Consider the following 23,807-nt stretch of genomic DNA (forward strand, 5'->3'; position numbering starts at 1 on the left):
GTTTAGCTTAGTTGTAATTGAGAGGAAATCGAAATTACAATCGGCGGATGAGAGAAACGAAGTTTCTTACCGTTGGCTGAGCTAGACTCCGCCCTTTGGGAGTTTAGCTCAGCTGGGAGAGCATCTGCCTTACAAGCAGAGGGTCAGCGGTTCGATCCCGTTAACTCCCATAGGTCCCGTAGTGTAGCGGTTATCACGTCGCCCTGTCACGGCGAAGATCGCGGGTTCGATTCCCGTCGGGACCGTTTAAGATAACGGAAGTTATTTTAGACTCGTTAGCTCAGTTGGTAGAGCAATTGACTTTTAATCAATGGGTCACTGGTTCGAGCCCAGTACGGGTCATATTTGCGGGTTTGGCGGAATTGGCAGACGCACCAGATTTAGGATCTGGCGCTTAACGGCGTGGGGGTTCAAGTCCCTTAACCCGCATAATAGAAATCAGCCGGCTTAGCTCAGTTGGTAGAGCATCTGATTTGTAATCAGAGGGTCGCGTGTTCAAGTCATGTAGCCGGCATTTTTTTATATAGAATAAGAGGTCGATGCGAACGTAGTTCAGTGGTAGAACACCACCTTGCCAAGGTGGGGGTCGCGGGTTCGAATCCCGTCGTTCGCTTAGAGAGGCCGGGGTGGCGGAACTGGCAGACGCACAGGACTTAAAATCCTGCGATTGGTAACGATCGTACCGGTTCGATTCCGGTCCTCGGCATATAATGATGAGCACCCTTAGCTCAACTGGATAGAGTACCTGACTACGAATCAGGCGGTTAGAGGTTCGACTCCTCTAGGGTGCATTTTTTTATTTAACGCGGGAAGTAGCTCAGCTTGGTAGAGTACTTGGTTTGGGACCAAGGTGTCGCAGGTTCGAATCCTGTCTTCCCGATTTATGGCGGTGTAGCTCAGCTGGCTAGAGCGTCCGGTTCATACCCGGGAGGTCGGGGGTTCGATCCCCTTCGCCGCTATATTGATCTTGTTGGACCTTTAGCTCAGCTGGTTAGAGCTCTCGGCTCATAACCGAGTGGTCGTAGGTTCAAGTCCTACAAGGTCCATTGTAAATAATGGAGGATTACCCAAGTCCGGCTGAAGGGAACGGTCTTGAAAACCGTCAGGCGTGTAAAAGCGTGCGTGGGTTCGAATCCCACATCCTCCTTTTTATATTAACGCGGGATGGAGCAGCTCGGTAGCTCGTCGGGCTCATAACCCGAAGGTCGTAGGTTCAAATCCTGCTCCCGCAATTTGGCTCGGTAGCTCAGTTGGTAGAGCAATGGATTGAAGCTCCATGTGTCGGCGGTTCGATTCCGTCTCGCGCCATATTTTGTTTTATTAAGCGGGTGTAGTTTAGTGGTAAAACTACAGCCTTCCAAGCTGTTGTCGCGAGTTCGATTCTCGTCACCCGCTTTGAACGAAAGTTCATACCAAGTTTTTGAACTTGGGCGCGTAGCTCAGGTGGTTAGAGCGCACGCCTGATAAGCGTGAGGTCGGTGGTTCGAGTCCACTCGTGCCCATTAATAGGAGAATTACTCAAGAGGCTGAAGAGGACGGTTTGCTAAATCGTTAGGTCGGGTAACCGGCGCGGGGGTTCGAATCCCCCATTCTCCGTACGTTAAGAGAGCTGTTAGGCTCTTTTTTTGTATGTAAATTCCCCTTCTAAATCGTTAAAAGGGGGATTGTTTATTACCAACTTGTTAGTGATATTTCTCCGCTATTTAGCCAGATAGTATGTTTATCTTCAAATTCGACTTGAAGTTGGCCGGATTCTGAGATTTCTTTTGCAAGACCTTTCTCAAATTTTCCGTCTAGCTGGAAAGTAACTTCTTTTCCAAGAACGATTGATCTTTCTTTATAGATATAAAGTAGCTCATCTGAATCCGTATTGTAGAAACAATTCCATATTTCGCTGATGAGCTCATTACGACTAATTGGTGCAGGTGGCATAAATAGGCTGCCTGCTTTTTCTTTTAGGTCTTTTGGGAAGTCTGCTATAGAAAAATTTATACCAAGTCCGATAATGACGTCTGTAACCAAGCCTGTCTCAACTGATGTCATCGCTTCAGTGAGGATACCTGCTATTTTTTTATTTTTAAAGTAGATGTCATTTACCCATTTGATATCTACTTCTATCATAGTTAGATTTTTAATGGCTTTGCAGACTGCAGCTGCCACAAGAAGAGTATAGGATGGGAGTTTTTCATAGGGAAGGTTTGGTTGAATATGCAGGGACATATAGATACCTCCCTGAGATGGAGAATAGTAGGGCCTCTGAAAGCGGCCACGACCTGCTGTTTGACAGGTTGAAAGATAGAGTGTATTTCCTTGGTTTCCAGCTTCAATCCCTTCTTTTGCATCTGTTTGGGTTGATTTGGTCTCAGGTTTGTAGCGAATGGTTAAGTTGGTGTTCTCTTGAATCAATTCTGGCAATATCAAATCGCCTTGAATAAGCTTGTAGCCTCTATTTTTGATACTGTCAATTTCTAGGCCTTCTTGTTGAAGACGTTGGATCGCTTTCCATATAGATGTACGGCTTAAATTCAGTTCTTCTCCGATTTTTTCTCCGCTAACATAATCGTTTTCTCTAGCTAATATTTGGTAGACTAGTTGGTGTGATTTCATTGATTTTCCTTTATACAGATTTGTTCTATAGTGATTTTTATAGCTTTCTTTTATTCTACCACAGCTTTCTTTAATTTAGGGAAATGAATAGTTGTAGGGGAGCAATAATTGCTTTGTAAAATTTCTCTCCTTAAAAATTTTTCTAAATATTCACTGATTTTTTCTTTTTGGTAGCGTGTTCATTGTTCCCAAATGACGGAAAAAATGGTAGAATATAAAGATAGTTTAGCATTTATCTTCTGGAGAAATCCAGAACAGAAAGGATCCGTTTTGAAATCAATTGGATTACTGGATAAGATAAGAGGGCTTTCGAAAAAAGATTTCTTTTTGTATCTGATGATCATGAGTATCTTTTTACCTTTTTATTTGTTCTTATCACTCTTTGCTTTATATTTGATAGGTTTACTTGTTACTGGGGAGATGAAGGGAATTATCAAAGGATTAGCCAAACATCCTGTACTTCTCTTTTTTATTGCCTACAGTAGTGTCATTTCCATCGTCGCCAAGAACTGGCTTGGTCTAGCAGCATCTTTCCTGATGCTCCTATTTCTTATTTTCTTTAGTTTTTACCAGAAGCGTCTGACGCATGCTTTCTTTCGACTGATACTCCAGACGGTTTTGTTTGGTAGTGTTGTCTCTGCCGCTTTTGCTACTTTGGAGCATTTCCAAATTGTAAAGAAATTTAACTATGCCTTTCTTTCACCAAATATGCAAGTATGGCACCAAAACCGTGCAGAGGTCACCTTCTTTAATCCTAACTACTATGGGATCATTTGTTGCTTCTGTATCATGATTGCCTTTTATCTCTTTACAACGACGAAGCTAAGATGGTTGAAAGTCTTTTGTGTGCTAGCAGGTTTTGTAAATCTTTTTGGTTTAAATTTCACGCAAAATAGAACAGCCTTTCCTGCTATTATCGCTGGAGCCATCATTTATCTCTTTACGACCATTAAAAACTGGAAGGCCTTTTGGCTTAGTATTGGGGTCTTTGCGATTGGCTTGAGTTTCCTTTTTTCTAGTGATTTGGGAGTTCGGATGGGAACTTTAGATTCTTCTATGGAAGAACGCATTTCTATCTGGGATGCTGGGATGGCCTTGTTTAAGCAAAATCCTTTTTGGGGGGAGGGGCCATTGACCTATATGCACTCTTATCCTCGGATAAATGCTCCTTATCATGAACATGCTCACAGCCTTTATATTGATACGATTCTGAGTTACGGAATTGTGGGAACCATTTTATTAGCTTTGTCTTCTGTTGCTCCTGTTCGTTTGATGATGGATATGAGTCAGGAGTCGGGGAAACGTCCAATTATCGGTCTTTATCTATCTTTCCTTACAGTGGTTGCTGTGCATGGAATCTTTGACTTGGCCCTTTTCTGGATTCAGTCAGGCTTCATTTTCTTGTTAGTTATGTGCAGTATTCCATTGGAGCGTCGAACTTTGGTATCAGACATGACGGATTAAGTTTATAAGATTGAAATCTTCTACCTTGAGTAGGAGATTTTTTACTGAGAAAAATTAGTTCTAAATCGAAATAGTTGACAGTTAGAATAATAAGTATTATAATGTTTTCATTCGTATCGATATGGAAATAAATTGGAGGTTTCATGAAATATTGTCATTTGGTAGCCCATCATATTCGTTTGTTGAATGGGCGGATTTTTCAAAAGTTACTGAGACAAGACCCTGACTCTCTTTATCGGAGTGAGCAGGGAAAGATTTTAGCGGTTTTATGGAATAGTAAGACGGGCTGTGCAACTGCGACAGATATTGCGCTTGCGACTGGGCTTGCTAATAATACGCTGACGACTATGATAAAAAAGCTAGAGGAACAAAATCTTATAACTGTCAGTCCGTGTGGAGAAGATAAGCGTAAGAAGTATTTAGTTTTAACAGAGTTGGGCAAGTCCCAGAAAGAAGTTGGGCAACGTGTCAGTCAGAGATTGGATACTATCTGTTACAAAGGATTTTCAGAAGAGGAAATTAGGCAGTTTGAAGCCTTTCAAGAAAGAATTTTGGCTAATCTGAAAGAGAAGGAAAATGAGGTTTAGAGTGGGATAAATTAGTTATTAAAAGTTTGGTAACTTGACCAATCGAGGAAAATTTTAAATTGAGGACAAAGAATGATTGAATACAAAAATGTAGCCTTGCGCTACACAGAAAAAGATGTTTTGAGAGATGTCAATTTACGGATTGAGAATGGGGAGTTCATGGTTTTAGTTGGACCTTCTGGGTCTGGTAAGACGACCATGATCAAGATGATTAACCGTCTTTTGGAACCAACTGATGGAAATATATACATGGATGGTAAGCGCATCAAAGACTATGATGAGCGTGAGCTTCGTCTTTCTACTGGCTATGTTTTACAGGCCATTGCTCTGTTTCCCAATCTAACGGTTGCGGAAAATATTGCCCTCATTCCAGAAATGAAGGGCTGGACTAAGGAAGAAATTGCTCAGAAAACAGAAGAGCTTTTGGCTAAGGTTGGTTTACCAGTAGCTGAGTATGGGAATCGACTTCCGAGTGCATTATCTGGTGGAGAACAGCAACGGGTCGGCATTGTCCGTGCCATGATTGGTCAGCCTAAGATTTTGCTTATGGATGAACCCTTTTCGGCTTTGGACGCTATTTCGAGAAAACAGTTGCAGGTTCTGACGAAAGAATTGCATAAAGAGTTTGGAATGACAACGATTTTTGTGACCCATGATACGGATGAAGCTTTGAAATTAGGTGATCGTATTGCTGTTTTGCAGGACGGAGAGATTCGTCAGGTGGCGAACCCTGAGACCATTTTAAAAGCTCCTGCAACGGACTTTGTAGCAGATTTGTTTGGAGGTAGTGTTCATGACTAATTTGATATCAACTTTTCAGGATCGTTTTGGTGATTGGGTAACAGCTCTATCTCAACATTTGCAGTTGTCACTTTTAACCTTGTTACTAGCTATTTTTATTGCGATTCCCTTGGCTATTTATCTTCGCTATCATGAGAAGTTGGCGGACTGGGTCTTGCAGATTTCAGGGATTTTCCAGACCATCCCGTCTCTAGCCTTGTTGGGGCTCTTTATCCCCTTGATGGGAATTGGGACCTTGCCTGCTTTGACAGCTCTAGTGATCTATGCGATTTTCCCGATTTTACAAAATACCATCACTGGGCTAAAGGGAATTGATCCGAGTCTGCAAGAGGCTGGGATTGCCTTTGGGATGACCAGATGGGAGCGACTCAAGAAGTTTGAAATTCCACTTGCCATGCCTGTCATTATGTCTGGGATTCGGACGGCAGCGGTCTTGATTATCGGTACGGCGACCTTGGCGGCCTTGATTGGGGCAGGCGGACTGGGTTCCTTTATCCTTTTGGGAATTGATCGCAATAATACCAGTCTGATTTTGATTGGGGCCCTTTCTTCTGCAGTGCTGGCCATTGCCTTTAACTTCCTACTAAAAGTGATGGAAAAAGCAAAATTGCGGACGATTTTCTCTGGTTTTGCCTTGGTGACCATATTGCTCGGTCTGTCTTATAGTCCAGCCCTTTTGGCTCAAAAAGAGCAAGAAAACTTGGTGATTGCTGGGAAATTGGGACCAGAACCCGAAATTTTGGCCAATATGTATAAATTGCTGATTGAAGAAAATACCAGTATGACTGCGACTGTTAAGCCGAATTTTGGGAAAACAAGCTTCCTCTATGAAGCTCTGAAAAAAGGGGATATTGATATCTATCCTGAATTTACTGGTACGGTGACTGAAAGTTTGCTTCAGCCATCACCCAAGGTAGGTCATGAGCCAGATCAGGTTTATCAGGTGGCGCGTGATGGCATTGCCAAACAGGATCATCTGGCCTATCTAAAACCTATGTCTTATCAAAATACCTACGCTGTAGCTGTTCCGAAAAAGATTGCTCAAGAATATGGCTTGAAGACCATTTCGGACTTGAAAAAAGTGGAAGGACAGTTGAAGGCCGGTTTTACTCTCGAGTTTAATGACCGTGAAGATGGCAATAAGGGCTTGCAATCAATGTATGGTCTCAATCTCAACGTAGCGACCATGGAGCCAGCTCTTCGCTATCAGGCAATTCAGTCAGGCGATATTCAAATCACGGATGCCTATTCGACAGATGCAGAGTTGGCGCGTTATGATTTACAGGTCTTGGAGGATGACAAGCAACTCTTCCCACCTTATCAAGGAGCGCCACTCATGAAAGAAGCTCTTCTCAAGAAACATCCTGAGTTGGAGACAGTTCTCAATAAACTAGCAGGTAAAATTACTGAAAGCCAGATGAGCCAGCTCAACTACCAAGTCGGTGTTGAAGGCAAGTCAGCAGAACAAGTAGCCAAGGAGTTTTTACAAGAACAAGGTTTGTTGAAGAAATAGCTTGAAAATGCTAAACTCAACTTTGCTAAACGACCATATAGAAAATGCTCAGACAATCTTGTCTGGGCATTTTTAGTGCCAGAAATAAAGATTTTCATTTTTAAATGGAAAATAAGAGGAAATTTTCAGGATTTTCTAGATTTTTACTGTAAATACACTTGACTATTCAGAGAATAGGTGTATAATGTGTTGTGAACTACTTAACAAATAAAGATTTCCAGCTCATGTCGACTAAGGATGGAAATCTTGTGTATAGACAGTTCAGTAGATATATAATAGAGCGTTGCGTCCGAAAGTCTATCCAGACACGGCTCTTTAAAAACAAAAGGAGAAGATTATGAAAACAGAACCGATTCATCGTACCAGTATGTGGAAATTTAAGTTAAGTGCTGCCACCATGACTTTGATTCCCGCTGCCGTGGGGATTAACTATGTTGCCAAAGCCTTGGCGGAGGGGTTAAAGTTGCCCGTTTGGCTGGGGTCTTTGGGAACCTTTCTTACCAGCATGTTGGCTGGGCCGGTTGCCGGTGCCATTAGTGGTTTCATCAACAACGTGATCTATGGGCTGACCTTATCGCCAATTTCAACCGTGTATGCGATTACCAGCATCGGAATTGGGATTGCTGTCGGAGTTTTGCACGCCAATGGGTGGTTCTCGTCAGCGCGACGAGTATTTGTTTCTGCTATTATTATTGCCATCGTTTCAGCTGTCATTTCAACGCCACTCAACGTCATCTTTTGGGGTGGTCAGACCGGTATCGCTTGGGGTGACTCATTGTTTGCGGTAATGGTCGCCAATCATGCACCAGTGTGGCTGGCCTCATTTATCGATGAGTTTGTCTTGGATATTTTGGATAAAGTCTGCGTGGCCTACCTGGCATTCTTCATCTATCGTCAGCTGCCGAAGCGGATGGTGCACTTCTTTAGCGATGATAAATGATGACTGATAAAACATTGATTTCTGGAGCGCCACGGGTCAAGCTCAAATGGTACCAGGTGATCGATCCGATTACTAAGCTCTTGTTCATCTTGGACATGACGTTGTTGAGCTTTGCCAGTATGAATTTATTGCTTCAGGCCGGATTAATTCTTGTCGCAACACTGCTATTGTTATTTTCCAAATTGAGTTCTACCACCTTTAAGGCGCTGGGATTCAGCCTGTTTCTGATTTGCACCATGCTGATCATCCAAGGGTTATTTTACAGTCGGAATCAAACTGTGCTGTTTTCTGTGCTTGGGGTGTCGTTCTACAAAGAGGGCCTGATTTACGCCACCACTCTGGGTTGTCGAGTATTGGTGATTATTTTGACCAGTGGCTTTTTTATGGTGACCACGAGTATTTCAGAAAACGCGGCCTATTTGGAACTGTCCGGATTGTCTTATAAAACCGTCTACGTTCTGATGTCGGTGTGTTATATTTTGCCGGAAATGATGCGCAATATGCGGAAAATCCAGCAGGCACAAAAAGTTCGCGGAACCAATCCGCAAAAAACGTTGATTCAGAAATTAAAGTCAGTCCTGCCGGTTCTAATTCCATTGGTGATTAAGACCTTGGATCAATCGATGACGCGGTCGATTTCTCTCCAACTGAGAGGTTTTGATAATCTCAACCGGACTGTCAGAACCTCCCAGCGCGTGTATCGCCTGTCGCGGACGCTGCACATTGGTCTGACTGGATTGGCAATTTTATTGATTGGGTGGAAGATATGGACGAAGATAAACGGATTGTAATTGAAAATTTGACCACCCGTTATCCGGGTACTGAGCAACCACAACTGCGTCAGATTAACGCGGAGGTTCATACCGGCCAGGTGGTTGGGATTATCGGGAATAGCCACTCCGGCAAATCGACTTTGTGCCGTGTGCTGGCAGGGGTCATTCCCAAAATTGTGTCTGCTGAGATTGAGGGCGATTGGCACATGTTTGGCCAGCGAGTGTCTGACAATTGGCCCGTTTATAATGCCATGAATGGAGTTGTACTGCAAAATCCAGCTGGCCAACTAAGCGGGTTGGCAGACACGGTTGCCGATGAAATCGCCTTTGACTTGATTAATCAGGGAATGGCTGAAGGACTGATTCAAAAACGGGTTGAAGAAGTTGCCACGCAAATGGGGCTGATTGAACAGCTGAATTTGCGTCCCGAGAGCCTTTCCGGTGGTCAGATCCAGCGGTTGGCAATTGCCACGGCGATTGTGGCTAATCCGGCTGTTTTGATTATGGATGATCCGACCAGTGAGATGGATCCCCTTGGCCGCCGGCAATTTTTCCAATGGCTGGCCCAAGTCAAAGAGACGACTGTCTTCATTGTCACCAGTGAAATTGACGATTTGTGCGAAGTCGCCGACGTTGTGTGGGTGCTGCACGAGGGTCAAATGGTAGCCCAGGGCAGGCCGGGTGAGGTGTTTAATCATTTGGCAGCTGACTGGCAGATTCCAGCCCCGACAATCCAGCAACTTGCTCAAAAAATGGATTGGCACTTGGCTGATGGCCGGTATCCAGTGAATTACGCTGATCTGAAGGAGGTTCGTTATGTCCACAATTGAACTGAGCCACCTGACGTTCACTTATCCGGAACGGTCCTTTAGCTTGGATGTTGAAGACAAACACTTCGCCGATCCGATGGTGGCGATTGTCGGCCAAAATGGTGCCGGCAAATCAACGCTCTTCAAATTGTTGACGGGTTTGCTGACACCACAAACCGGTGTGATTAAGATCGATGGAGAAAATTTTAATGATCTTAAACCAGTCGAAAAGTTACTGAAGGTTGGGATTACTTTTCAGAATCCTGACGATCAGCTTTTCAACCCGACCGTTCAACGAGAGGTGGAGTGGAATGTCGCGCAGGTCATAGATGACCACGACACGATTACGAGGCGGGCTTTAGCGGCTCTAAAAAGAGTTGGCTTGGATGATAAAACAGCTGAAAGTCCATATGACCTGTCATTGTCGGAACGCAAGCTGTTGAGCGTTGCCACAGTTTTGGCAGTGGATCCGGCGATTTATTTATTTGATGAGCCGATGATGTCGCTTGATTGGGAAAGCCGGCGCAAGTTGACCGCAATTTTCCATCAGTTGGCTGATTCGGGCCACCAAGTTGTGACCATCACCCATGACATGGATTGGGTCGCCGCCGAGTTTGAATCGGTGTATGTTATGGAACACGGGAAGTTTGGCTTCGCCGGCAGTCCACGGGAATTGTTCAGCAATCACGAACTTGTCCAGCGAGTGGGATTACTACCACCGCGGATTATGGACATAGCGGAGTCGCTGGGTGATTCACAGACATATTTATCGGTTAATGATTATTGCCAGAAAAATCGAGATGTATAGAAAAAGTCACCTCTGCGGGTTTTCCAGGTTGAAGGATTAACTTCAGCTTCTGGCAAGAACTCACATGGGTGACTTTTGTGTTTAATAACGTTTCATGATCATCGGGTGCTTCCTCAGATCACTCGGTTTGATTTTACTTTGTTTCATGGTCATAATCATATACCATTTCTTTTGGATTTTTTGTTTGACTAATACAAAATAGGTCTTCATAGGTCTTCGCATTTTTAGCGCCCATTAGGATCATCAGTATAATTTTCTGAATTAGGAGACTGTCCCATCACTATTCGAACTTCGTCTCCCAACTTACGCTGTTCCCATTCATCCGTGAATCCTTTAAATCGCAATTCTGGAACTTTCTTTTTAACTGAATCATCTATTTTCGCCATAGTCCCCACCATTTTATTGGTTTTTCTTGTTCTTCTATCCTTTTTTGATCTTTGATTTGTTCCTGTAAATTTTCCAACTTCTCTTTAAGAGCGTTCACTTCATCTTTATATTGATTGTCTAAGTGTTTGAATTCTGTTTCCTGTGAGGGCATTTTGAGGGCTTTTAAGTTATCATTTTCCGCCTTGTATTCTTCTAGCAACTTTTTATCTTGCAAGGCTAATCGTTGTTACTGGTCTAACAAATTAGTTAGTTTTTCTATTTGTTGGTCTTTGGTATTTGATTTGCTACTACTTTCTACTTTACCTAAAATTATTTTTTCTGCTTTAGAATTTATTAGATTAGACCCATTGGAACTTTTAAGCTGTAATTCTTTTGGTAACCTTTGGTAGTGATATTGAATATTTTGTTTTGTAACACTCAACTCATCCGCCAGCTCTTTGATCGTTTTTAAGTCTTCACTCATGGTTTAAGTCCTGCCTTTTAACCGTTGGTAGATATTGTTCAATGACTTTTTTGAGGTAGCGTGCGATATTATGCTTAGAATATTCTTCACGTCTGCTGGCAACATAAGACAAGTGGTCTTTAACACTATTTAGCCCTCTTAATTCTTTCAGTTCGTCATAGAGGGGGTAAACATGGACTTGCAATTCTGCCATGATTTTTGTATCTTGCATTTCAAACGGACTTAGCAACATATTTTCTAGCAATAGCGTGGTGTACTTGCTTTTCATTGCTTCAATAGCTAGCTTATCTTCGGTTTCTGCTTTGCGTGCTTTATCTTCTTGATAGGCGGTATCTTCTAACTTATAGCTGTTATCGTCTGCTCGACGTTTCTTTCGTAACCAGATATCCAATGTTAAACCGTCCGCATCAATCGCTCGATAGAGATAATGCCAACGCCCCTTAATTTTGATATAGGTTTCATCCATTTTCCACGAATAGAAGGACTGTTTATTTTTCTTTTTCCAGAGATGATAGAGGATTTTACTGTATTCTTGAACCCACCGATAAATCGTAGTGTGACAAACATTTATTCCACGGTCATAAAGCAATTCCTGAACTTCACGATAGCTCAGATTGTAACGTAGGTAATAACCAACAGCGACAATGATGACGTCTTGTTGGAATTGTTTACCTTTAAAATGATTCATCTCTCAAGCCTTACTAACCTTTTTTCTGCTCTTTGAGAAGCCGAAGGTCGTGCTAGTAACTACCTATTTGGTTTGATTAATTCCATCATTTATCTGGTGCTTGCCCTTCAAAAAGGCTTCTATGGTGAGGTTTTAACAACTCTCTATTTTACAATTATGCAGCCAATTGGTCTCTTGGTTTGGATTTATCAAGCCCAGTTTAAGAAAGAACAACAAGAGTTTGTCGCACGTAAACTAGACGGCAAGGGTTGGACAAAGTATCTTTCTATTAGTGTTCTTTGGTGGTTGGCCTTTGGGTTCATTTATCAGTCTATCGGAGCCAATCGTCCTTATCGCGATTCCATCACCGATGCGACCAATGGGGTTGGGCAAATCCTCATGACAGCTGTTTACCGTGAACAATGGATATTCTGGGCAGCTACCAATGTCTTTTCAATCTATCTCTAGTGGGGAGAAAGCCTGCAAATCCAAGGGAAATACCTAATTTATCTCATCAATAGTCTAGTTGGGTGGTATCAGTGGAGCAAGGCAGCAAAAAGCTCTTAAAAAAGTAAAAAAGGATCAGATGATCCTTTTTTGTGTTAGAGCAAAATGAATAATACCGTAATGATAATAGCGGTCGTTATACGAACGATGTGGTGCGAGATATGTTGTTTTTCTTTCTGTTGGCCGTTCCAGTAGGCTCCATAGCAGACGATACTCGAGCCCACAATCCATAGAAGAATGGTCGCAACTGGGACGAAGTAAAAGATGGCTAGAGCCAGAGAAGTGAGGCAACTGCCGACCAAGATGCACTTATTTCCTAGACTGTAGTTCTTTTGTTTCATGGCTGAAAAAGCAGCAGCAAGGTGAAGCAATGAGAAGGCGAGAGCTAGTACAATTGTTAGTATTCCTAGAATCATCGAAGTTAACATAGTTGGTTCCTTTCTGAGTTACAGGCTTAGTTATCAAGTGGAGTTGTAGAGGTCATCTCCATTACATCAAGGTAAAATCTCACCACTTGCTCTTCGGTATAAGATTTTCCTTTTTTTAGCCACCAAGTTAGAGTCTCGATAAAGTTCGTCACAACAAAATGCTGGAGGTAGGAGGCTGGAATGTTTGGGTAGGCCTCTTGCAAGTCACCCGCCACCATGGGATAAACGTGGTGTTCGAGTTCCTTGTGTAGTTGGCGGAGGAAGTAGTCGTTTTTGGAAAAAAGGAGACTGGTGACATGGTCCTGGTTTTTCTGAAAATGTAAAAAGATATGCGCGAGGTAGTCCTCGGTAGTAAAGTGTCCTTCCCTTTCAAAGAAATGATGAAAGAGGTAGCGACAGAGCTCATCTAAAAGGAGTTCCTTACTTTCGTAATGACAGTAAAAAGTAGAACGTCCAACATCTGCTAGGTCAATGATATCCTGAACAGTAGTGGCATCATAGCCCTTATCGTTCAAAAGTTGTAAAAAAGCTTGATAGATGGCTTTTTTAGTCTTACTAACCCGACGGTCTCTTTTTGGCATATAGACACTTGATACAAACTGTTCAGAACTGAACAGGACTGACAGTTTGCTTCTATCCTTTCTTTGGATTTTATTAGATAATACAAATGAAAGAAGTATGTATATACCCATTATACCAAAGGAGGGAGAGAAATGAGTCCTAAAACATCTATCTGGTTAGCTTTTTTCTTAAATTTAAGCTATGCGATTGTTGAGTTTATCGCAGGAGGAATCTTTGGTTCGAGTGCAGTTCTTGCTGATTCTGTTCATGACTTGGGAGATGCTCTAGCCATTGGTATCTCAGCCCTTTTAGAAACAATCTCAAACCGTGAGGAAGATAGGCAGTACACCTTGGGTTACAAACGTTTTAGTCTTTTAGGGGCCATGCTAACGGCTGTGATTCTTATGATAGGGTCTGTCCTAGTGATTTTGGAAAATATCACGAAGATTGCTCATCCGCAACCCGTTAATGAGAAAGGTATCCTCTGGCTGGGAATCATTGCAGTAGCTATCAATGTGCTAGCAAGTCTGGTAGTTCGTAAAGGAAAGACAAAGAACGAGTCAATTCTTAGCTTGCATTTTTTGGAAGACACTCTTGGTTGGTTGGCTGTCATCCTAATGGCGATTATCCTCCGATTTACAGATTGGTATATCCTCGATCCGCTTTTATCGCTGGTTATTTCTATCTTTATTCTGTCGAAAGCCATTCCTCGCTTTTGGAGCGCACTGAAGATTTTCCTAGATGCTGTGCCAGAAGAAGTAGAGACAGGGGATTTGGAGAAGGATTTGGAGGCTCTGATCAATGTCAAAAGTGTCAATCAACTTAGCATTTGGTCCATGGACGGTCTAGAGAATAATGCTATTGTCCACATTTGTATTAAGGACTGGGAACAGATGATGGAAACCAAAGAAGTGGTGCGTCAATTTTTAGAAGAAAGAGGCGTGCAGAATATCACTATTGAAGTGGATAGCAGTCAAAGTAATCATGCGCAACATAAGCGGAGGGTGAGAGAGTTAGAGCAGAAGCATGGGCATCATCAGTAGAAAAACGATCTCGCTAGAGGTCGTTTTGTTATCCTATTCATTCCTCGTACTTTCTCTCAAAGTCAGTCTGGTTCCCAGCATGGTTAGGCTAGGTATTTTGCGACCGTGGAGGACTTCCTTGTTAAGAATATCCATCCCTGCTCGGCCCATTTCCTCAGTATAGACAGTGATGCTTGAAAGAGGAGGATAGACCTGCTTGGTCAGGCTAGTGTCGTTAAAAGAAATGAGGCTGACGCGGTCTGGTAGGCTAATTCCAGCTTCTTGAAGGGCACGGAGGGCGCCGATGGCTAAACTATCGCTGGCTGCGAAAAAGGCTGGTGGGAATTGTTCTCCTAGCTTGTGAATGGCCTCCTTCATCAAGTCATAGCCAGACTGGGCAGTAAAGCTCCCTTGAAAGACCAGTTCTTCATGGTAGATTCCATTTGCTTGGGTAATGTCTTTGAAATTCTCTAGCCGCTTATCCTGGATAATTTCTTCCTGGTCGGTTGTTTCCTCAAGGCCTGTGAGAATTCCAATACGGTTCATATCTTGACTGAGGAAATAGTCTACAACTTGTTTCACAGCAGTGTAAAAGTCAGTGATAATACAGGTATGACCTAGTGAGAGGGTATCGCTGTCTATAAAGACTAGAGGTTTTTGGTATTCTTCAAAGGCAGCAATCTGAGCTCGGCTGAACTTTCCGATGCAGAGAATGCCAATCACTTCCTCGCTTAGTGTAAAAGGATGGTCATTAAAATAGCGCAAGATGTCATAGTCCAACTCTTGAGCTCTTTTTTCAATACCGAGACGAATCTGATAATAGTAGAGGTCGTCTAGCTCCCCCTGCTCGCTGACCCATTGGATAATGGCAATCTTTTGCTTGGGTTTGTGGGATTCGCCTGTCTTGAGGTGCTTGGTATAGCCCAGTTCTTCAGCGACAGTTAAAATACGGTGTCTGGTTTCTTCTGTGACAGATAGACTCTGGTCGCGATTGAGGACACGGGATACGGTCGCGATAGAGACAGAGGCTAGTTGTGCAATGTCTTTTAAGGTAGCCATAAATCCTCCTCCTTTTTAAGTTAGTATATCATATTTTTCTTCTTTTTACCGATAGTTTAGTAAAACTTTAGTAAAAAGGATTGACCTTGGTAAAAGCCTTGGATACAATAGAAGAAAACGATTACACGTTAAGGTGACTTAACGGACAGTCAAAGGAGAATTCATATGACACAAGATCTTACTGCTGAAGCCCTTCGCAAAGACTTTCTTGCCGTTTTTGGTCAAGAAGCAGACCAAACTTTCTTTTCACCTGGCCGTATCAATCTGATTGGTGAACACACAGACTACAACGGTGGGCACGTTTTTCCGGCGGCTATTTCCTTGGGAACTTATGGGGCGGCTCGCAAGCGTGACGACCAAGTCTTGCGTTTCTACTCAGCCAACTTTGAGGACAAGGGTATCATTGAAGTGCCTCTTGCTGATCTCAAATTTGAAAAAGAGCATAGCTGGACCAACTATCCAAAAGGGGTTCTTCATTTCTTGCAAGAAGCTGGACATGTGATTGACAAAGGGTTTGATTTTTATGTTTATGGGAATATCCCAAATGGTTCTGGCTTGTCTTCATCAGCGTCTTTGGAACTTTTGACGGGGGTCGTGGCAGAGCACCTCTTTGATTTAAAACTAGACCGTTTGGATTTGGTAAAAATCGGAAAACAAACGGAAAATAACTTTATCGGAGTCAACTCTGGTATCATGGACCAGTTTGCTATTGGTATGGGGGCTGACCAACGTGCTATTTACCTGGATACCAATACGTTAGAATACGACTTGGTGCCACTTGATTTGAAGGACAATGTTGTTGTTATCATGAACACCAACAAACGCCGTGAACTGGCGGACTCTAAGTACAATGAACGCCGTGCTGAGTGTGAAAAAGCTGTGGAAGAATTGCAAGTTGCTTTGGATATTCAGACCTTGGGTGAATTGGACGAGTGGGCATTTGACCAATACAGCTACCTGATTAAAGACGAAAATCGTTTGAAACGTGCTCGCCATGCTGTGCTTGAAAATCAACGTACCCTTAAAGCACAAGCAGCTCTTCAAGCAGGTGATTTGGAAACATTTGGTCGCTTGATGAATGCTTCTCACGTTTCTCTTGAACATGACTATGAAGTGACTGGTTTGGAATTGGATACCCTTGTCCACACAGCTTGGGCTCAAGAAGGTGTTCTGGGTGCTCGTATGACAGGGGCAGGTTTTGGCGGATGTGCCATTGCCTTGGTGCCAAAAGATACTGTTGAGGCCTTTAAAGAAGCCGTTGGCAAGTACTACGAGGAAGTAGTTGGATATGCTCCAAGCTTCTATATCGCTGAAGTTGCAGGTGGCACTCGCGTCCTTGACTAGTTAAAAGGAGGCTCTATCGTGACCTTAGTAGATAAATTTGTAACACATGTTATTACTGAAAGTTCATTTGAGGAAATGGATCGAATCTACCTAACCAATCGTGTTTTGGCGCGAGTGGGTGAAGGTGTTTTGGAAGTTGAGACTAATCTGGATAAATTGATTGACCTCAAGGACCAGCTTGTCGAGGAGGCGGTTCGATTAGAGACGATTGAGGATAGTCAGACTGCGCGTGAAATCCTAGGTGCTGAACTGATGGACTTGGTGACCCCTTGTCCAAGTCAGGTCAATCGTGACTTCTGGGCAACCTATGCCCAGTCACCAGAGCAGGCGATAGGGGATTTTTACCAGCTCAGCCAGAAAAATGACTACATCAAACTCAAGGCCATTGCTAAGAATATTGCTTATCGTGTTCCATCAGACTACGGAGAACTGGAGATTACTATCAATCTGTCTAAACCTGAAAAGGATCCAAAGGAGATTGCGGCAGCTAAGTTGGTGCAAGCTAGTAATTATCCCCAGTGTCAGCTTTGTATAGAGAACGAAGGATATCATGGTCGGGTCAACCACCCAGCTCGCAGCAATCACCGCATTATCCGTTTTGAAATGGCGGGTCAGGAGTGGGGCTTCCAGTATTCGCCCTATGCTTATTTTAATGAGCACTGTATTTTCTTAGATGGTCAGCATCGTCCCATGGCTATCAGTCGTCAGAGTTTTGAGCGTCTGCTGGCGATCGTAGAGCAATTTCCGGGATATTTTGCGGGTTCAAATGCGGACTTACCAATTGTGGGAGGCTCTATTCTAACTCATGATCACTATCAGGGAGGCCGTCACGTATTCCCTATGGAATTGGCTCCCTTGCAAAAGGCTTTCCGATTTGCTGGTTTTGAACAAGTCAAGGCTGGGATTGTCAAGTGGCCTATGTCAGTGCTACGTTTGACTTCGGATTCCAAAGAGGATTTGATTAACTTGGCTGACAAAATTTTGCAGGAATGGCGGCAATACTCAGACCCTGAAGTACAGATTTTGGCAGAGACAGACGGGACACCACACCATACCATTACACCGATTGCTCGTAAACGCGATGGACAGTTTGAGTTGGACTTGGTCTTGCGAGACAATCAGACATCGCCAGAGCATCCTGATGGCATCTATCATCCCCACAAGGATGTCCAACATATCAAGAAGGAAAATATCGGCTTGATTGAGGTCATGGGCTTGGCTATCTTACCACCTCGTTTGAAAGCAGAAGTGGAGCAAGTTGCAAGCTATCTTGTAGGAGATGATGAAGCAGTTGCCTCTTATCATCAAGAATGGGCAGACCAGCTCAAAGTCCAACATCCAGACCTAAAAGATAAAGAAAAAGCCCTTGAAATCGTCAAGGACTCTGTAGGCGCTATCTTTGCGCGTGTTCTGGAGGACGCGGGGGTTTACAAGCAGACGGAACAAGGACAGGTAGCCTTTATGCGATTTGTAGAGCAGGTTGGAATTTTGCCAGACTAGGAGCTTTCTCCTTGCACAGTTCTATAAAAAGTAGTATCATAGTGTCGTTTGAACTATCAGGAGGAAACGATGAAAGATTTTCATTTTGACGCTATATCTGCCTTTGAAAATTACGAAATTGAACAAATGAGAGATGGTCACGTTGTGGTGACGACAAAAGTAGTGGACTCGTCGCTCAATTATTATGGCAATGCCCATGGTGGCTATCTCTTTACTCTTTGTGACCAAATTAGTGGTTTGGTGGTTATCTCGCTGGGGCTTGATGGAGTGACGCTTCAGTCCTCTATCAACTACCTAAAGGCAGGAAAACGCGACGATGTGCTGACCATTAAAGGAGAATGTGTCCATCAAGGTCGCACAACCTGTGTCGTGGATGTGGATATTACCAATCAAGAAGGCAGAAATGTCTGCAAAGCCACCTTTACCATGTTTGTCACAGGCCAGCGGTCAGAAGAAAGACAGGTGAGGATATAGAGAAACAAAAAAGAGGCTCACACCTCTTTTTCTTATTTCTTTTTCCGGTTTAATACGGCATTGAGGACAATGGCCAGTAGGCTGGCTACGACAATTCCGTTTGAGAAGAACATTTGGAAGGCTGTCGGCATGCTGACAAAGAGATTACTATTGTTGAGTCCGACACCTGCAGCGATGGAGACAGCTGCGATAAGGAAGTTGTGTTCATTGTTAGCAAAGTCAACGCGGGCGAGGATTTGCATCCCTTGAAGGGAAACAAAACCAAACATCACCAGCATGGCCCCTCCAAGGACAGGGCTTGGAATGATTTGGGCGAGGGCACCAAACTTAGGAAGGAGTCCAAGGAGGACTAGGAAACCAGCTGCGTAGTAGATTGGCAGGCGGGTCTTGATACCTGACAATTTAACCAACCCAACGTTTTGTGAAAATCCTGTGTAAGGGAAGGTGTTAAAGATTCCTCCGAGAAGGACAGCTAAACCTTCTGCACGATAACCGTTGCGCAGGCGCGTGCTGTCGATTGGATCTTTCGTGATATCAGACAAGGCCAGGTAAACACCAGTCGACTCAACCATAGACACCGTTGCGATGATACACATCATGACAATAGATGAGATTTCAAAGGTTGGCATCCCAAAGTAGAGAGGAGTTGGGACATGGACAAGCGGTGCTGCCGCAACAGGGGAGAAATCAACCAAGCCCATGGAAGCAGCAATAGCAGTTCCAACGACCAACCCAATCAAAATAGAGATAGACTTGATAAATCCTTTGGTAAAGATGTTGATCAAGAGGATAATCAGAACAGTGATAGCTGCAAGCAAAAGGCTTTGACCAGTTGGCTCTGGGACATTATTTCCCATATTTCCAATAGCGACAGGAATTAAGGTCAATCCAATCGTGGTAATGACAGAGCCTGTTACGATAGATGGGAAGAGATTGGCAACTTTTGAGAAAATACCTGAAATCAGAACCACATAAATCCCTGATGCGATAAGGGCACCAAACATAGCCCCACTACCGTGACTCTGCCCAATCATAATCAAAGGAGCGACGGATTGGAAGGCAACTCCGAGAACGACTGGTAGTCCAATCCCAAAGTATTTGTTGAGTTGGAGTTGAAGGAAGGTGGCCACCCCACACATGAAGATATCTGTGGAGATCAGGTAGGTCAACTGCTCAGCTGAATAGCCAAGAGCTGTCGCAATCATGATGGGAACCAGGATAGAACCTGAGTACATGGCTAGTAAGTGTTGCAAGCCAAGAACGGCTGCTTGTGAATGTTTTTCTTGTTTTTGCATTAGAGATCTGCCTCCTTAAATACGACCTGACCGTTTTCAAAACGATCCAAGCGAGCCAGTGATAGAACTGGATAGCCAGCTTTTTCAAGCAAATCACGACCATCTTGGAAAGACTTTTCAATCACGATACCTATCGCTTCAACTTTTGCTCCGGCTTGTTCGATGATTTGGATCAAGCCTTTGGCAGCTTGTCCATTTGCTAGGAAATCATCGATAATCAAGACCTTGTCCTCAGGTGAGAGGAATTTTCCAGCGATGGAAACGGTGCTGGTCACCTGCTTAGTAAAGGAGTAGACTTGGGCGGTTAAGATTCCTTCGTTCATGGTGATGTTTTTAGCTTTCTTGGCGAAAATCATGGGAACATTCAAAGCTTCGGCAGTAAAAATGGCTGGGGCAATACCTGACGCTTCAATGGTTACGACCTTGGTAATGCCAGCAGAAGCGAATTTGTCCGCAAATACCTTCCCAATCTCTCGCATCAAGCTAAAGTCAACTTGATGGGTTAAAAAGGAATCCACCTTGAGGATATTGTCCCGCAAGATATGCCCATCCTCAAGGATGCGCTCTTCTAATAATTTCATAAGACCTCCTAAAGTCTAAAAGCCAGTTTACTTGTTGGTTAAATATTTCTATAGTGAACCAGTTTGCTAGTACTATATATTTGATAAAACTAGTACGAGCGAAGCGAGTTTTATCAAATATTTCCCGCCGTAGTGGTATCATAGACAATAATCTTGTTATTGTCTATGACGGGATTTTTGAGAGTAAAATAGTTCGGGGAACTATTTTAGCCTAAGCCTAGAAATGAAAGAGCTAGGGGCTCAAAAATTAGGGATGAAATTCCCTGGATTCCTGAAATTATCCACAGGATAATTTCACCTCCCGTCCGCACTAATTAAGGGAAATATTAAAAAAATTTAGTTTACACTTAAAGGCGTGCTTTAACAAAAATATTCAAAAAGGACCTACTTAATCCCCTAAGTAAGTCCCCAAAATAGGCATGGCCAACACCATACCTTCAGCTGACATACTCATTGTTAGGTGTTCCGGCACCTTGTAGAAACATCGTGCCAATTCACGACATAAACAAGTAAAATGATATTCAATTTCAAATAGGCTTGAGCCAACGTTTTTATTTTACACTAAATAACTTTAGAAATCAAATGTTTTGTTAGTGTTTTGGTTTGAAAAACGAACAAATATAATAAAAATGGGGAAAAATTAACTTATTGGCTAACATTTAGAAGGTTTTTCCATCATAAAAGGCATATTATCAAGTTTTTAAACACTTGACAATATGCCTTTTTAACTTTAAAGACTTTTTCCAAATCTTTATTATTCTACTCGCTAAATCTTAAAAAATAACCATCAGGATCCAAAATCGCAAATTCATGAGGGTAAATAAAGCTATCTCCCACTCGAAATTCTCTTTTGGTCAGCGGACGATGGATAGGATAGTCAGCTTCCAGCAGTTTTTGGTAGAGCTGGGGGACCTCCTTGATACCAAAGGAAATATTGACACCGCGCCCGAAAGGATAGGTTAGTTGGGCTAATTCTTCTGCGCTGCCTTCTTCTAACATGAGCTGGCAGTCTTCAAGAGAGAGAAAGAGAAATTTCTCCTCGGGGCGCTCGTATTCGACAGAGAATCCCAACAAGTCGCAGTAGAAGTGGCGTGATTTTTCGATGTCAGATACTACAAATTCAGGAATGATAGCTTGATAGTCCATTAGCTTTCTCCTTAGAGCTCAATCTCCATGACAATGGGTGTGTGGTCTTGGCGCGCACCTGAGTCAATCATATCAGACTTGGTCACCTTGTCAGCCACGCGGTTGCTTGTGAGCCAGTAGTCGATTCTCCAGCCTGTATTGTTGATTTTAGAAGTCTTGCTGCGTTGTGCCCACCAAGTGTAGCGTTCTGGAACATCGCCGTGAATGTGGCGGAAGGTATCCGTAAATCCAGTTGCCAAGAGGTTGGTAAATCCAGCACGTTCCTCGTCGGTAAATCCAGGTGAACGGCGGTTGCTAGCAGGATTTGCAAGGTCGATTTCATTGTGGGCTACGTTGTAGTCACCGGTCGCAAGGACTGGTTTTTCTTTGTCTAGTTCAGCCAAATACTCCGCATATTTGACATCCCAGACTTGACGTTCTTCCAAGCGTTTGAGACCGTCGCCAGCGTTTGGAGTGTAAACTTGGGTTACGAAAAATTCATCAAATTCTAGAGTGATGATACGGCCTTCCAAGTCCATGGTAGAAGGGGCACCGATTTCTGGGAAGCTGATAGTAGGCGTAAGTTCTTTCTTATAGAGGAACATGGTTCCAGCATAGCCTTTACGGGCAGGTTCTTGGGAAGAGCGCCACGTGTTTTCGTAACCTGGGAAGAGTTCCTCTAAAATTTCCAAGTGTTTCTTTGTAGGACCCTTGGCAGAAAGCTTGGTTTCTTGGATAGCGATGATATCAGCATTTTCAGCGACCAAGGTTTGTAGGACTTCTTGGGACAATTTGGCACGAGCTGAGTCACTAGTTAGGGCAGCGTTTAGGGAATCAATATTCCATGAGATAAGTTTCATAAAGTTACCTTTTTCATTCAGATTATAGATTTTATTATACCAAAAAAAGGTCCATTTCCCCAACGTATGGCTTGAAAAATCACTCTCTTTCGTTTATAATTAAGAATGATTTTATGAAAGGGAGTGAAAATAAATGAAATTTTACTCATATGACTATGTACTTAGCCAAATCAGTCAGCAAAATGGCATCATGATTGGCTTTGGGATTGTGCTCCTAGCTATCACAGGATTTTTTGCTTTTAAAGCCTATCGAGATAAAAAGGGGACTAAGTTTCGGGAATTGGTCATGATTTTGGCCTTGACCTTGGTGGTCATGCTTTTGGTGACAATCTCAAAATACCAGACCAATCAAGCCTCTAACAACCAATTTCAAACCTCCCTTCATTTCATCGAGCTTGTTTCCAAAGACTTGGGAGTGGATAAATCAGAAGTTTATGTCAATACTTCTGCAGCCACTGATGGAGCGCTTGTCAAGGTAGGTCCAAATTTCTACCGAGCCATGAACGGGAGCCAACCAGACAAGTATCTTTTAGAGAAATTAGAATTGAATCAAACAGACGCTATTGAATTGGTGGAGGTAAACAAATGACACTCAATTATATGGAAATTTTAATCAAACTGGCCTTGGGGCTCTTCTCGCTTGTTTTTGTTATCAATGTGACAGGAAAGGGCAACCTAGCACCTAACTCTGCGACAGACCAAATTCAGAACTATGTTCTCGGTGGTATCATCGGTGGGGTGATTTACAATAGTTCTATCAGCATTCTCCAGTATGCAGTGATTTTGATGATGTGGACGATTTTGATCTTGACCCTCAAGTGGCTCAATAACAATGTTCGTTTTGTCAAACGCTTGATTGATGGAAAACCAACTCTCCTTATCAAAAATGGGCAGATTGACCCAGAAGCCTGTCGTTCAGTTGGCTTGTCTGCATCGGATGTAGCCCTCAAACTTCGTAGCCAAGGAATTTTCCAGATGAAGCAAGTCAAACGAGCTGTGCAGGAGCAAAATGGCCAACTCATCGTAGTCCAAATGGGAGATGAGAATCCCAAGTATCCTGTTGTCACAGATGGTGTTATCCAAGTGGAAATTTTGGAGTCGATTGGTCGTAACGAAGAATGGCTGCTTGATAACCTCAGCAAGCAAGGGCATGACAATGTAGCCAATATCTTTATCGCTGAGTATGACAAGGGTGCGGTCACAGTCGTAACCTATGAATAAGAAAAACCTGG

Annotated in this window: 26 protein-coding genes, 17 tRNA genes, 1 pseudogene and 1 riboswitch; of the genes and pseudogenes, 32 read left to right on the forward strand and 12 right to left on the reverse strand. The window is 43.1% G+C overall.

Annotated elements, in window-relative coordinates:
* The first annotated feature begins 97 nt into the window (after positions 1 to 97).
* The 17 genes from NYE79_RS02530 (at position 98) to NYE79_RS02610 (ending at position 1,596) form a co-directional block, all read left to right on the forward strand.
* Positions 98 to 170 (forward strand) — tRNA-Val (locus NYE79_RS02530).
* Positions 171 to 172: 2 nt separating this feature from the next.
* Positions 173 to 245: transfer RNA gene (locus NYE79_RS02535), tRNA-Asp, on the forward strand.
* A 24-nt stretch (positions 246 to 269) separates the two neighbouring features.
* Positions 270 to 342, forward strand: a tRNA-Lys gene (locus NYE79_RS02540).
* Positions 343 to 347: 5 nt separating this feature from the next.
* Positions 348 to 429: transfer RNA gene (locus NYE79_RS02545), tRNA-Leu, on the forward strand.
* A gap of 12 nt (positions 430 to 441) precedes the next feature.
* Positions 442 to 514, forward strand: a tRNA-Thr gene (locus tag NYE79_RS02550).
* Between the two features lie 27 nt (positions 515 to 541).
* Positions 542 to 613 (forward strand) — tRNA-Gly (locus tag NYE79_RS02555).
* Positions 614 to 620: 7 nt separating this feature from the next.
* Positions 621 to 706, forward strand: a tRNA-Leu gene (locus NYE79_RS02560).
* 11 nt (positions 707 to 717) lie between these two features.
* Positions 718 to 791 (forward strand) — tRNA-Arg (locus NYE79_RS02565).
* Positions 792 to 806: 15 nt separating this feature from the next.
* Positions 807 to 880, forward strand: a tRNA-Pro gene (locus NYE79_RS02570).
* A 5-nt stretch (positions 881 to 885) separates the two neighbouring features.
* Positions 886 to 959 (forward strand) — tRNA-Met (locus NYE79_RS02575).
* 13 nt (positions 960 to 972) lie between these two features.
* Positions 973 to 1,046 (forward strand) — tRNA-Ile (locus NYE79_RS02580).
* 11 nt (positions 1,047 to 1,057) lie between these two features.
* Positions 1,058 to 1,147 (forward strand) — tRNA-Ser (locus tag NYE79_RS02585).
* Between the two features lie 11 nt (positions 1,148 to 1,158).
* Positions 1,159 to 1,232 (forward strand) — tRNA-Met (locus tag NYE79_RS02590).
* Positions 1,233 to 1,235: 3 nt separating this feature from the next.
* A tRNA-Phe gene (locus NYE79_RS02595) sits at positions 1,236 to 1,308 on the forward strand.
* A 16-nt stretch (positions 1,309 to 1,324) separates the two neighbouring features.
* A tRNA-Gly gene (locus NYE79_RS02600) sits at positions 1,325 to 1,395 on the forward strand.
* Between the two features lie 33 nt (positions 1,396 to 1,428).
* Positions 1,429 to 1,502 (forward strand) — tRNA-Ile (locus NYE79_RS02605).
* 6 nt (positions 1,503 to 1,508) lie between these two features.
* A tRNA-Ser gene (locus NYE79_RS02610) sits at positions 1,509 to 1,596 on the forward strand.
* 75 nt (positions 1,597 to 1,671) lie between these two features.
* Here NYE79_RS02610 and birA read toward each other — a convergent pair.
* Positions 1,672 to 2,607 carry a bifunctional biotin--[acetyl-CoA-carboxylase] ligase/biotin operon repressor BirA gene (gene birA, locus NYE79_RS02615; protein WP_216728765.1) on the reverse strand — a complete coding sequence of 312 codons (936 nt, stop codon included), beginning with the start codon at positions 2,605 to 2,607 and terminating at the stop codon, positions 1,672 to 1,674.
* A gap of 270 nt (positions 2,608 to 2,877) precedes the next feature.
* Here birA and NYE79_RS02620 point away from each other — a divergent pair, with 270 nt between their 5' ends.
* From NYE79_RS02620 to NYE79_RS02655, 8 genes are all read left to right on the forward strand, one after another.
* Positions 2,878 to 4,071, forward strand: coding sequence for an O-antigen ligase (locus NYE79_RS02620; RefSeq protein ID WP_038805734.1), 1,194 nt, complete (start codon positions 2,878 to 2,880; stop codon positions 4,069 to 4,071).
* Between the two features lie 143 nt (positions 4,072 to 4,214).
* Entirely contained in the window at positions 4,215 to 4,658 is a 444-nt protein-coding gene (locus NYE79_RS02625; RefSeq protein WP_000872568.1) for a MarR family transcriptional regulator, read from the forward strand.
* A gap of 72 nt (positions 4,659 to 4,730) precedes the next feature.
* On the forward strand, positions 4,731 to 5,459 hold the full coding sequence (locus NYE79_RS02630) for an ABC transporter ATP-binding protein (protein ID WP_339293762.1): 729 nt from the start codon (positions 4,731 to 4,733) through the stop codon (positions 5,457 to 5,459).
* Entirely contained in the window at positions 5,452 to 6,972 is a 1,521-nt protein-coding gene (locus tag NYE79_RS02635) for an ABC transporter permease/substrate-binding protein (RefSeq protein ID WP_268702784.1), read from the forward strand. The genes NYE79_RS02630 and NYE79_RS02635 overlap by 8 nt, the downstream gene beginning before the upstream one ends.
* Before the next feature lie 337 nt (positions 6,973 to 7,309).
* Positions 7,310 to 7,912 (forward strand): hypothetical protein, encoded by a 603-nt coding sequence (locus NYE79_RS02640; protein ID WP_000846126.1) that lies wholly within the window; start codon positions 7,310 to 7,312, stop codon positions 7,910 to 7,912.
* The gene (locus tag NYE79_RS02645) at positions 7,912 to 8,703 is read left to right on the forward strand and encodes an energy-coupling factor transporter transmembrane component T (protein ID WP_000130448.1); all 792 of its coding nucleotides are present in this window, start codon (positions 7,912 to 7,914) and stop codon (positions 8,701 to 8,703) included. Before NYE79_RS02640 ends, NYE79_RS02645 begins: the two co-directional genes overlap by 1 nt.
* Positions 8,679 to 9,515, forward strand: coding sequence for an ABC transporter ATP-binding protein (locus tag NYE79_RS02650; RefSeq protein ID WP_000343048.1), 837 nt, complete (start codon positions 8,679 to 8,681; stop codon positions 9,513 to 9,515). Before NYE79_RS02645 ends, NYE79_RS02650 begins: the two co-directional genes overlap by 25 nt.
* Positions 9,502 to 10,302: an ABC transporter ATP-binding protein gene (locus tag NYE79_RS02655; protein WP_049478413.1), complete on the forward strand. Its 801-nt coding sequence runs from the start codon at positions 9,502 to 9,504 to the stop codon at positions 10,300 to 10,302. The genes NYE79_RS02650 and NYE79_RS02655 overlap by 14 nt, the downstream gene beginning before the upstream one ends.
* Before the next feature lie 224 nt (positions 10,303 to 10,526).
* Here the strand turns inward: NYE79_RS02655 and NYE79_RS02660 are convergent, their stop codons facing one another.
* From NYE79_RS02660 to NYE79_RS02675, 4 genes are read right to left on the reverse strand one after another with little or no spacing between them, the layout of a single operon-like run.
* Positions 10,527 to 10,688: a hypothetical protein gene (locus NYE79_RS02660; protein WP_001062367.1), complete on the reverse strand. Its 162-nt coding sequence runs from the start codon at positions 10,686 to 10,688 to the stop codon at positions 10,527 to 10,529.
* Positions 10,676 to 10,903, reverse strand: a complete 228-nt coding sequence (locus NYE79_RS02665; protein WP_001152920.1) for a hypothetical protein — start codon at positions 10,901 to 10,903, stop codon at positions 10,676 to 10,678. The genes NYE79_RS02660 and NYE79_RS02665 overlap by 13 nt, the downstream gene beginning before the upstream one ends.
* 12 nt (positions 10,904 to 10,915) lie before the next feature.
* Positions 10,916 to 11,152, reverse strand: coding sequence for a hypothetical protein (locus NYE79_RS02670; RefSeq protein ID WP_001287839.1), 237 nt, complete (start codon positions 11,150 to 11,152; stop codon positions 10,916 to 10,918).
* Entirely contained in the window at positions 11,145 to 11,840 is a 696-nt protein-coding gene (locus tag NYE79_RS02675; protein WP_001015319.1) for an IS6 family transposase, read from the reverse strand. Before NYE79_RS02675 ends, NYE79_RS02670 begins: the two co-directional genes overlap by 8 nt.
* 39 nt (positions 11,841 to 11,879) lie before the next feature.
* Between NYE79_RS02675 and pnuC the strand changes: the two are divergent.
* Positions 11,880 to 12,386: pseudogene (gene pnuC / locus NYE79_RS02680) on the forward strand (nicotinamide riboside transporter PnuC); the annotation flags it as partial.
* 35 nt (positions 12,387 to 12,421) lie between these two features.
* Here pnuC and NYE79_RS02685 read toward each other — a convergent pair.
* Together NYE79_RS02685 and NYE79_RS02690 are read right to left on the reverse strand one after the other, a co-directional pair.
* Positions 12,422 to 12,754, reverse strand: coding sequence for a hypothetical protein (locus NYE79_RS02685; protein ID WP_000958143.1), 333 nt, complete (start codon positions 12,752 to 12,754; stop codon positions 12,422 to 12,424).
* Positions 12,755 to 12,780: 26 nt separating this feature from the next.
* Entirely contained in the window at positions 12,781 to 13,335 is a 555-nt protein-coding gene (locus tag NYE79_RS02690) for a TetR/AcrR family transcriptional regulator (protein ID WP_339293763.1), read from the reverse strand.
* A 132-nt stretch (positions 13,336 to 13,467) separates the two neighbouring features.
* Here NYE79_RS02690 and NYE79_RS02695 point away from each other — a divergent pair, with 132 nt between their 5' ends.
* Entirely contained in the window at positions 13,468 to 14,358 is an 891-nt protein-coding gene (locus NYE79_RS02695) for a cation diffusion facilitator family transporter (RefSeq protein ID WP_339293764.1), read from the forward strand.
* Positions 14,359 to 14,391: 33 nt separating this feature from the next.
* On the opposite strand, the gene galR is transcribed toward NYE79_RS02695, so the two are convergent.
* Positions 14,392 to 15,396 carry a DNA-binding transcriptional regulator GalR gene (galR, locus tag NYE79_RS02700; RefSeq protein ID WP_042902622.1) on the reverse strand — a complete coding sequence of 335 codons (1,005 nt, stop codon included), beginning with the start codon at positions 15,394 to 15,396 and terminating at the stop codon, positions 14,392 to 14,394.
* A 165-nt stretch (positions 15,397 to 15,561) separates the two neighbouring features.
* Between galR and NYE79_RS02705 the strand changes: the two genes are divergently transcribed.
* From NYE79_RS02705 to NYE79_RS02715, 3 genes are all read left to right on the forward strand, one after another.
* A complete protein-coding gene (locus NYE79_RS02705) occupies positions 15,562 to 16,740 on the forward strand; it encodes a galactokinase (RefSeq protein WP_339293765.1) in 1,179 nt (392 codons plus the stop codon).
* Positions 16,741 to 16,758: 18 nt separating this feature from the next.
* Positions 16,759 to 18,240, forward strand: coding sequence for a UDP-glucose--hexose-1-phosphate uridylyltransferase (locus NYE79_RS02710; RefSeq protein WP_339293766.1), 1,482 nt, complete (start codon positions 16,759 to 16,761; stop codon positions 18,238 to 18,240).
* Between the two features lie 69 nt (positions 18,241 to 18,309).
* Positions 18,310 to 18,714: a PaaI family thioesterase gene (locus NYE79_RS02715; RefSeq protein WP_339293767.1), complete on the forward strand. Its 405-nt coding sequence runs from the start codon at positions 18,310 to 18,312 to the stop codon at positions 18,712 to 18,714.
* Positions 18,715 to 18,746: 32 nt separating this feature from the next.
* Here NYE79_RS02715 and NYE79_RS02720 read toward each other — a convergent pair whose 3' ends face one another.
* The 4 genes from NYE79_RS02720 to NYE79_RS02735 all read right to left on the reverse strand — a co-directional run bounded on the left by NYE79_RS02720 (position 18,747) and on the right by NYE79_RS02735 (position 22,575).
* A complete protein-coding gene (locus NYE79_RS02720) occupies positions 18,747 to 20,009 on the reverse strand; it encodes a nucleobase:cation symporter-2 family protein (protein WP_001171644.1) in 1,263 nt (420 codons plus the stop codon).
* Complete coding sequence (locus tag NYE79_RS02725) at positions 20,009 to 20,590, reverse strand: xanthine phosphoribosyltransferase (RefSeq protein WP_125389173.1); 582 nt, start codon at positions 20,588 to 20,590, stop codon at positions 20,009 to 20,011. The genes NYE79_RS02720 and NYE79_RS02725 overlap by 1 nt, the downstream gene beginning before the upstream one ends.
* A 433-nt stretch (positions 20,591 to 21,023) precedes the next feature.
* A riboswitch (purine riboswitch) is annotated at positions 21,024 to 21,119 on the reverse strand.
* Between the two features lie 230 nt (positions 21,120 to 21,349).
* Complete coding sequence (locus NYE79_RS02730; RefSeq protein WP_339293768.1) at positions 21,350 to 21,736, reverse strand: VOC family protein; 387 nt, start codon at positions 21,734 to 21,736, stop codon at positions 21,350 to 21,352.
* An 11-nt stretch (positions 21,737 to 21,747) separates the two neighbouring features.
* The gene (locus tag NYE79_RS02735) at positions 21,748 to 22,575 is read right to left on the reverse strand and encodes an exodeoxyribonuclease III (protein WP_038804934.1); all 828 of its coding nucleotides are present in this window, start codon (positions 22,573 to 22,575) and stop codon (positions 21,748 to 21,750) included.
* Positions 22,576 to 22,708: 133 nt separating this feature from the next.
* Here NYE79_RS02735 and NYE79_RS02740 point away from each other — a divergent pair, with 133 nt between their 5' ends.
* Both NYE79_RS02740 and NYE79_RS02745 read left to right on the forward strand, forming a co-directional pair.
* Positions 22,709 to 23,164, forward strand: coding sequence for a DUF3290 family protein (locus NYE79_RS02740; protein ID WP_000675335.1), 456 nt, complete (start codon positions 22,709 to 22,711; stop codon positions 23,162 to 23,164).
* Positions 23,161 to 23,796, forward strand: coding sequence for a DUF421 domain-containing protein (locus NYE79_RS02745; protein ID WP_101800125.1), 636 nt, complete (start codon positions 23,161 to 23,163; stop codon positions 23,794 to 23,796). The genes NYE79_RS02740 and NYE79_RS02745 overlap by 4 nt, the downstream gene beginning before the upstream one ends.
* Positions 23,797 to 23,807 lie beyond the last annotated feature (11 nt).

Origin of the sequence: Streptococcus sp. FSL W8-0197, from assembly GCF_037963785.1 — a bacterium.
In the GTDB taxonomy this organism is placed as follows: Bacteria; Bacillota; Bacilli; order Lactobacillales; family Streptococcaceae; genus Streptococcus; species Streptococcus oralis_CQ.

Excerpts from the sequence above, each read along its gene's own strand:
- birA (WP_216728765.1), bottom strand. The coding sequence starts at position 2,607 with ATGAAATCACACCAACTAGTCTACCAAATATTAGCTAGAGAAAACGAT.
- NYE79_RS02625 (WP_000872568.1), top strand. The coding sequence starts at position 4,215 with ATGAAATATTGTCATTTGGTAGCCCATCATATTCGTTTGTTGAATGGG.
- NYE79_RS02630 (WP_339293762.1), top strand. The coding sequence starts at position 4,731 with ATGATTGAATACAAAAATGTAGCCTTGCGCTACACAGAAAAAGATGTT.
- NYE79_RS02635 (WP_268702784.1), top strand. The coding sequence starts at position 5,452 with ATGACTAATTTGATATCAACTTTTCAGGATCGTTTTGGTGATTGGGTA.
- NYE79_RS02640 (WP_000846126.1), top strand. The coding sequence starts at position 7,310 with ATGAAAACAGAACCGATTCATCGTACCAGTATGTGGAAATTTAAGTTA.
- NYE79_RS02645 (WP_000130448.1), top strand. The coding sequence starts at position 7,912 with ATGACTGATAAAACATTGATTTCTGGAGCGCCACGGGTCAAGCTCAAA.
- NYE79_RS02650 (WP_000343048.1), top strand. The coding sequence starts at position 8,679 with ATGGACGAAGATAAACGGATTGTAATTGAAAATTTGACCACCCGTTAT.
- NYE79_RS02655 (WP_049478413.1), top strand. The coding sequence starts at position 9,502 with ATGTCCACAATTGAACTGAGCCACCTGACGTTCACTTATCCGGAACGG.
- NYE79_RS02660 (WP_001062367.1), bottom strand. The coding sequence starts at position 10,688 with ATGGCGAAAATAGATGATTCAGTTAAAAAGAAAGTTCCAGAATTGCGA.
- NYE79_RS02670 (WP_001287839.1), bottom strand. The coding sequence starts at position 11,152 with ATGAGTGAAGACTTAAAAACGATCAAAGAGCTGGCGGATGAGTTGAGT.
- NYE79_RS02675 (WP_001015319.1), bottom strand. The coding sequence starts at position 11,840 with ATGAATCATTTTAAAGGTAAACAATTCCAACAAGACGTCATCATTGTC.
- NYE79_RS02685 (WP_000958143.1), bottom strand. The coding sequence starts at position 12,754 with ATGTTAACTTCGATGATTCTAGGAATACTAACAATTGTACTAGCTCTC.
- NYE79_RS02690 (WP_339293763.1), bottom strand. The coding sequence starts at position 13,335 with ATGCCAAAAAGAGACCGTCGGGTTAGTAAGACTAAAAAAGCCATCTAT.
- NYE79_RS02695 (WP_339293764.1), top strand. The coding sequence starts at position 13,468 with ATGAGTCCTAAAACATCTATCTGGTTAGCTTTTTTCTTAAATTTAAGC.
- galR (WP_042902622.1), bottom strand. The coding sequence starts at position 15,396 with ATGGCTACCTTAAAAGACATTGCACAACTAGCCTCTGTCTCTATCGCG.
- NYE79_RS02705 (WP_339293765.1), top strand. The coding sequence starts at position 15,562 with ATGACACAAGATCTTACTGCTGAAGCCCTTCGCAAAGACTTTCTTGCC.
- NYE79_RS02715 (WP_339293767.1), top strand. The coding sequence starts at position 18,310 with ATGAAAGATTTTCATTTTGACGCTATATCTGCCTTTGAAAATTACGAA.
- NYE79_RS02720 (WP_001171644.1), bottom strand. The coding sequence starts at position 20,009 with ATGCAAAAACAAGAAAAACATTCACAAGCAGCCGTTCTTGGCTTGCAA.
- NYE79_RS02725 (WP_125389173.1), bottom strand. The coding sequence starts at position 20,590 with ATGAAATTATTAGAAGAGCGCATCCTTGAGGATGGGCATATCTTGCGG.
- NYE79_RS02730 (WP_339293768.1), bottom strand. The coding sequence starts at position 21,736 with ATGGACTATCAAGCTATCATTCCTGAATTTGTAGTATCTGACATCGAA.
- NYE79_RS02735 (WP_038804934.1), bottom strand. The coding sequence starts at position 22,575 with ATGAAACTTATCTCATGGAATATTGATTCCCTAAACGCTGCCCTAACT.
- NYE79_RS02740 (WP_000675335.1), top strand. The coding sequence starts at position 22,709 with ATGAAATTTTACTCATATGACTATGTACTTAGCCAAATCAGTCAGCAA.
- NYE79_RS02745 (WP_101800125.1), top strand. The coding sequence starts at position 23,161 with ATGACACTCAATTATATGGAAATTTTAATCAAACTGGCCTTGGGGCTC.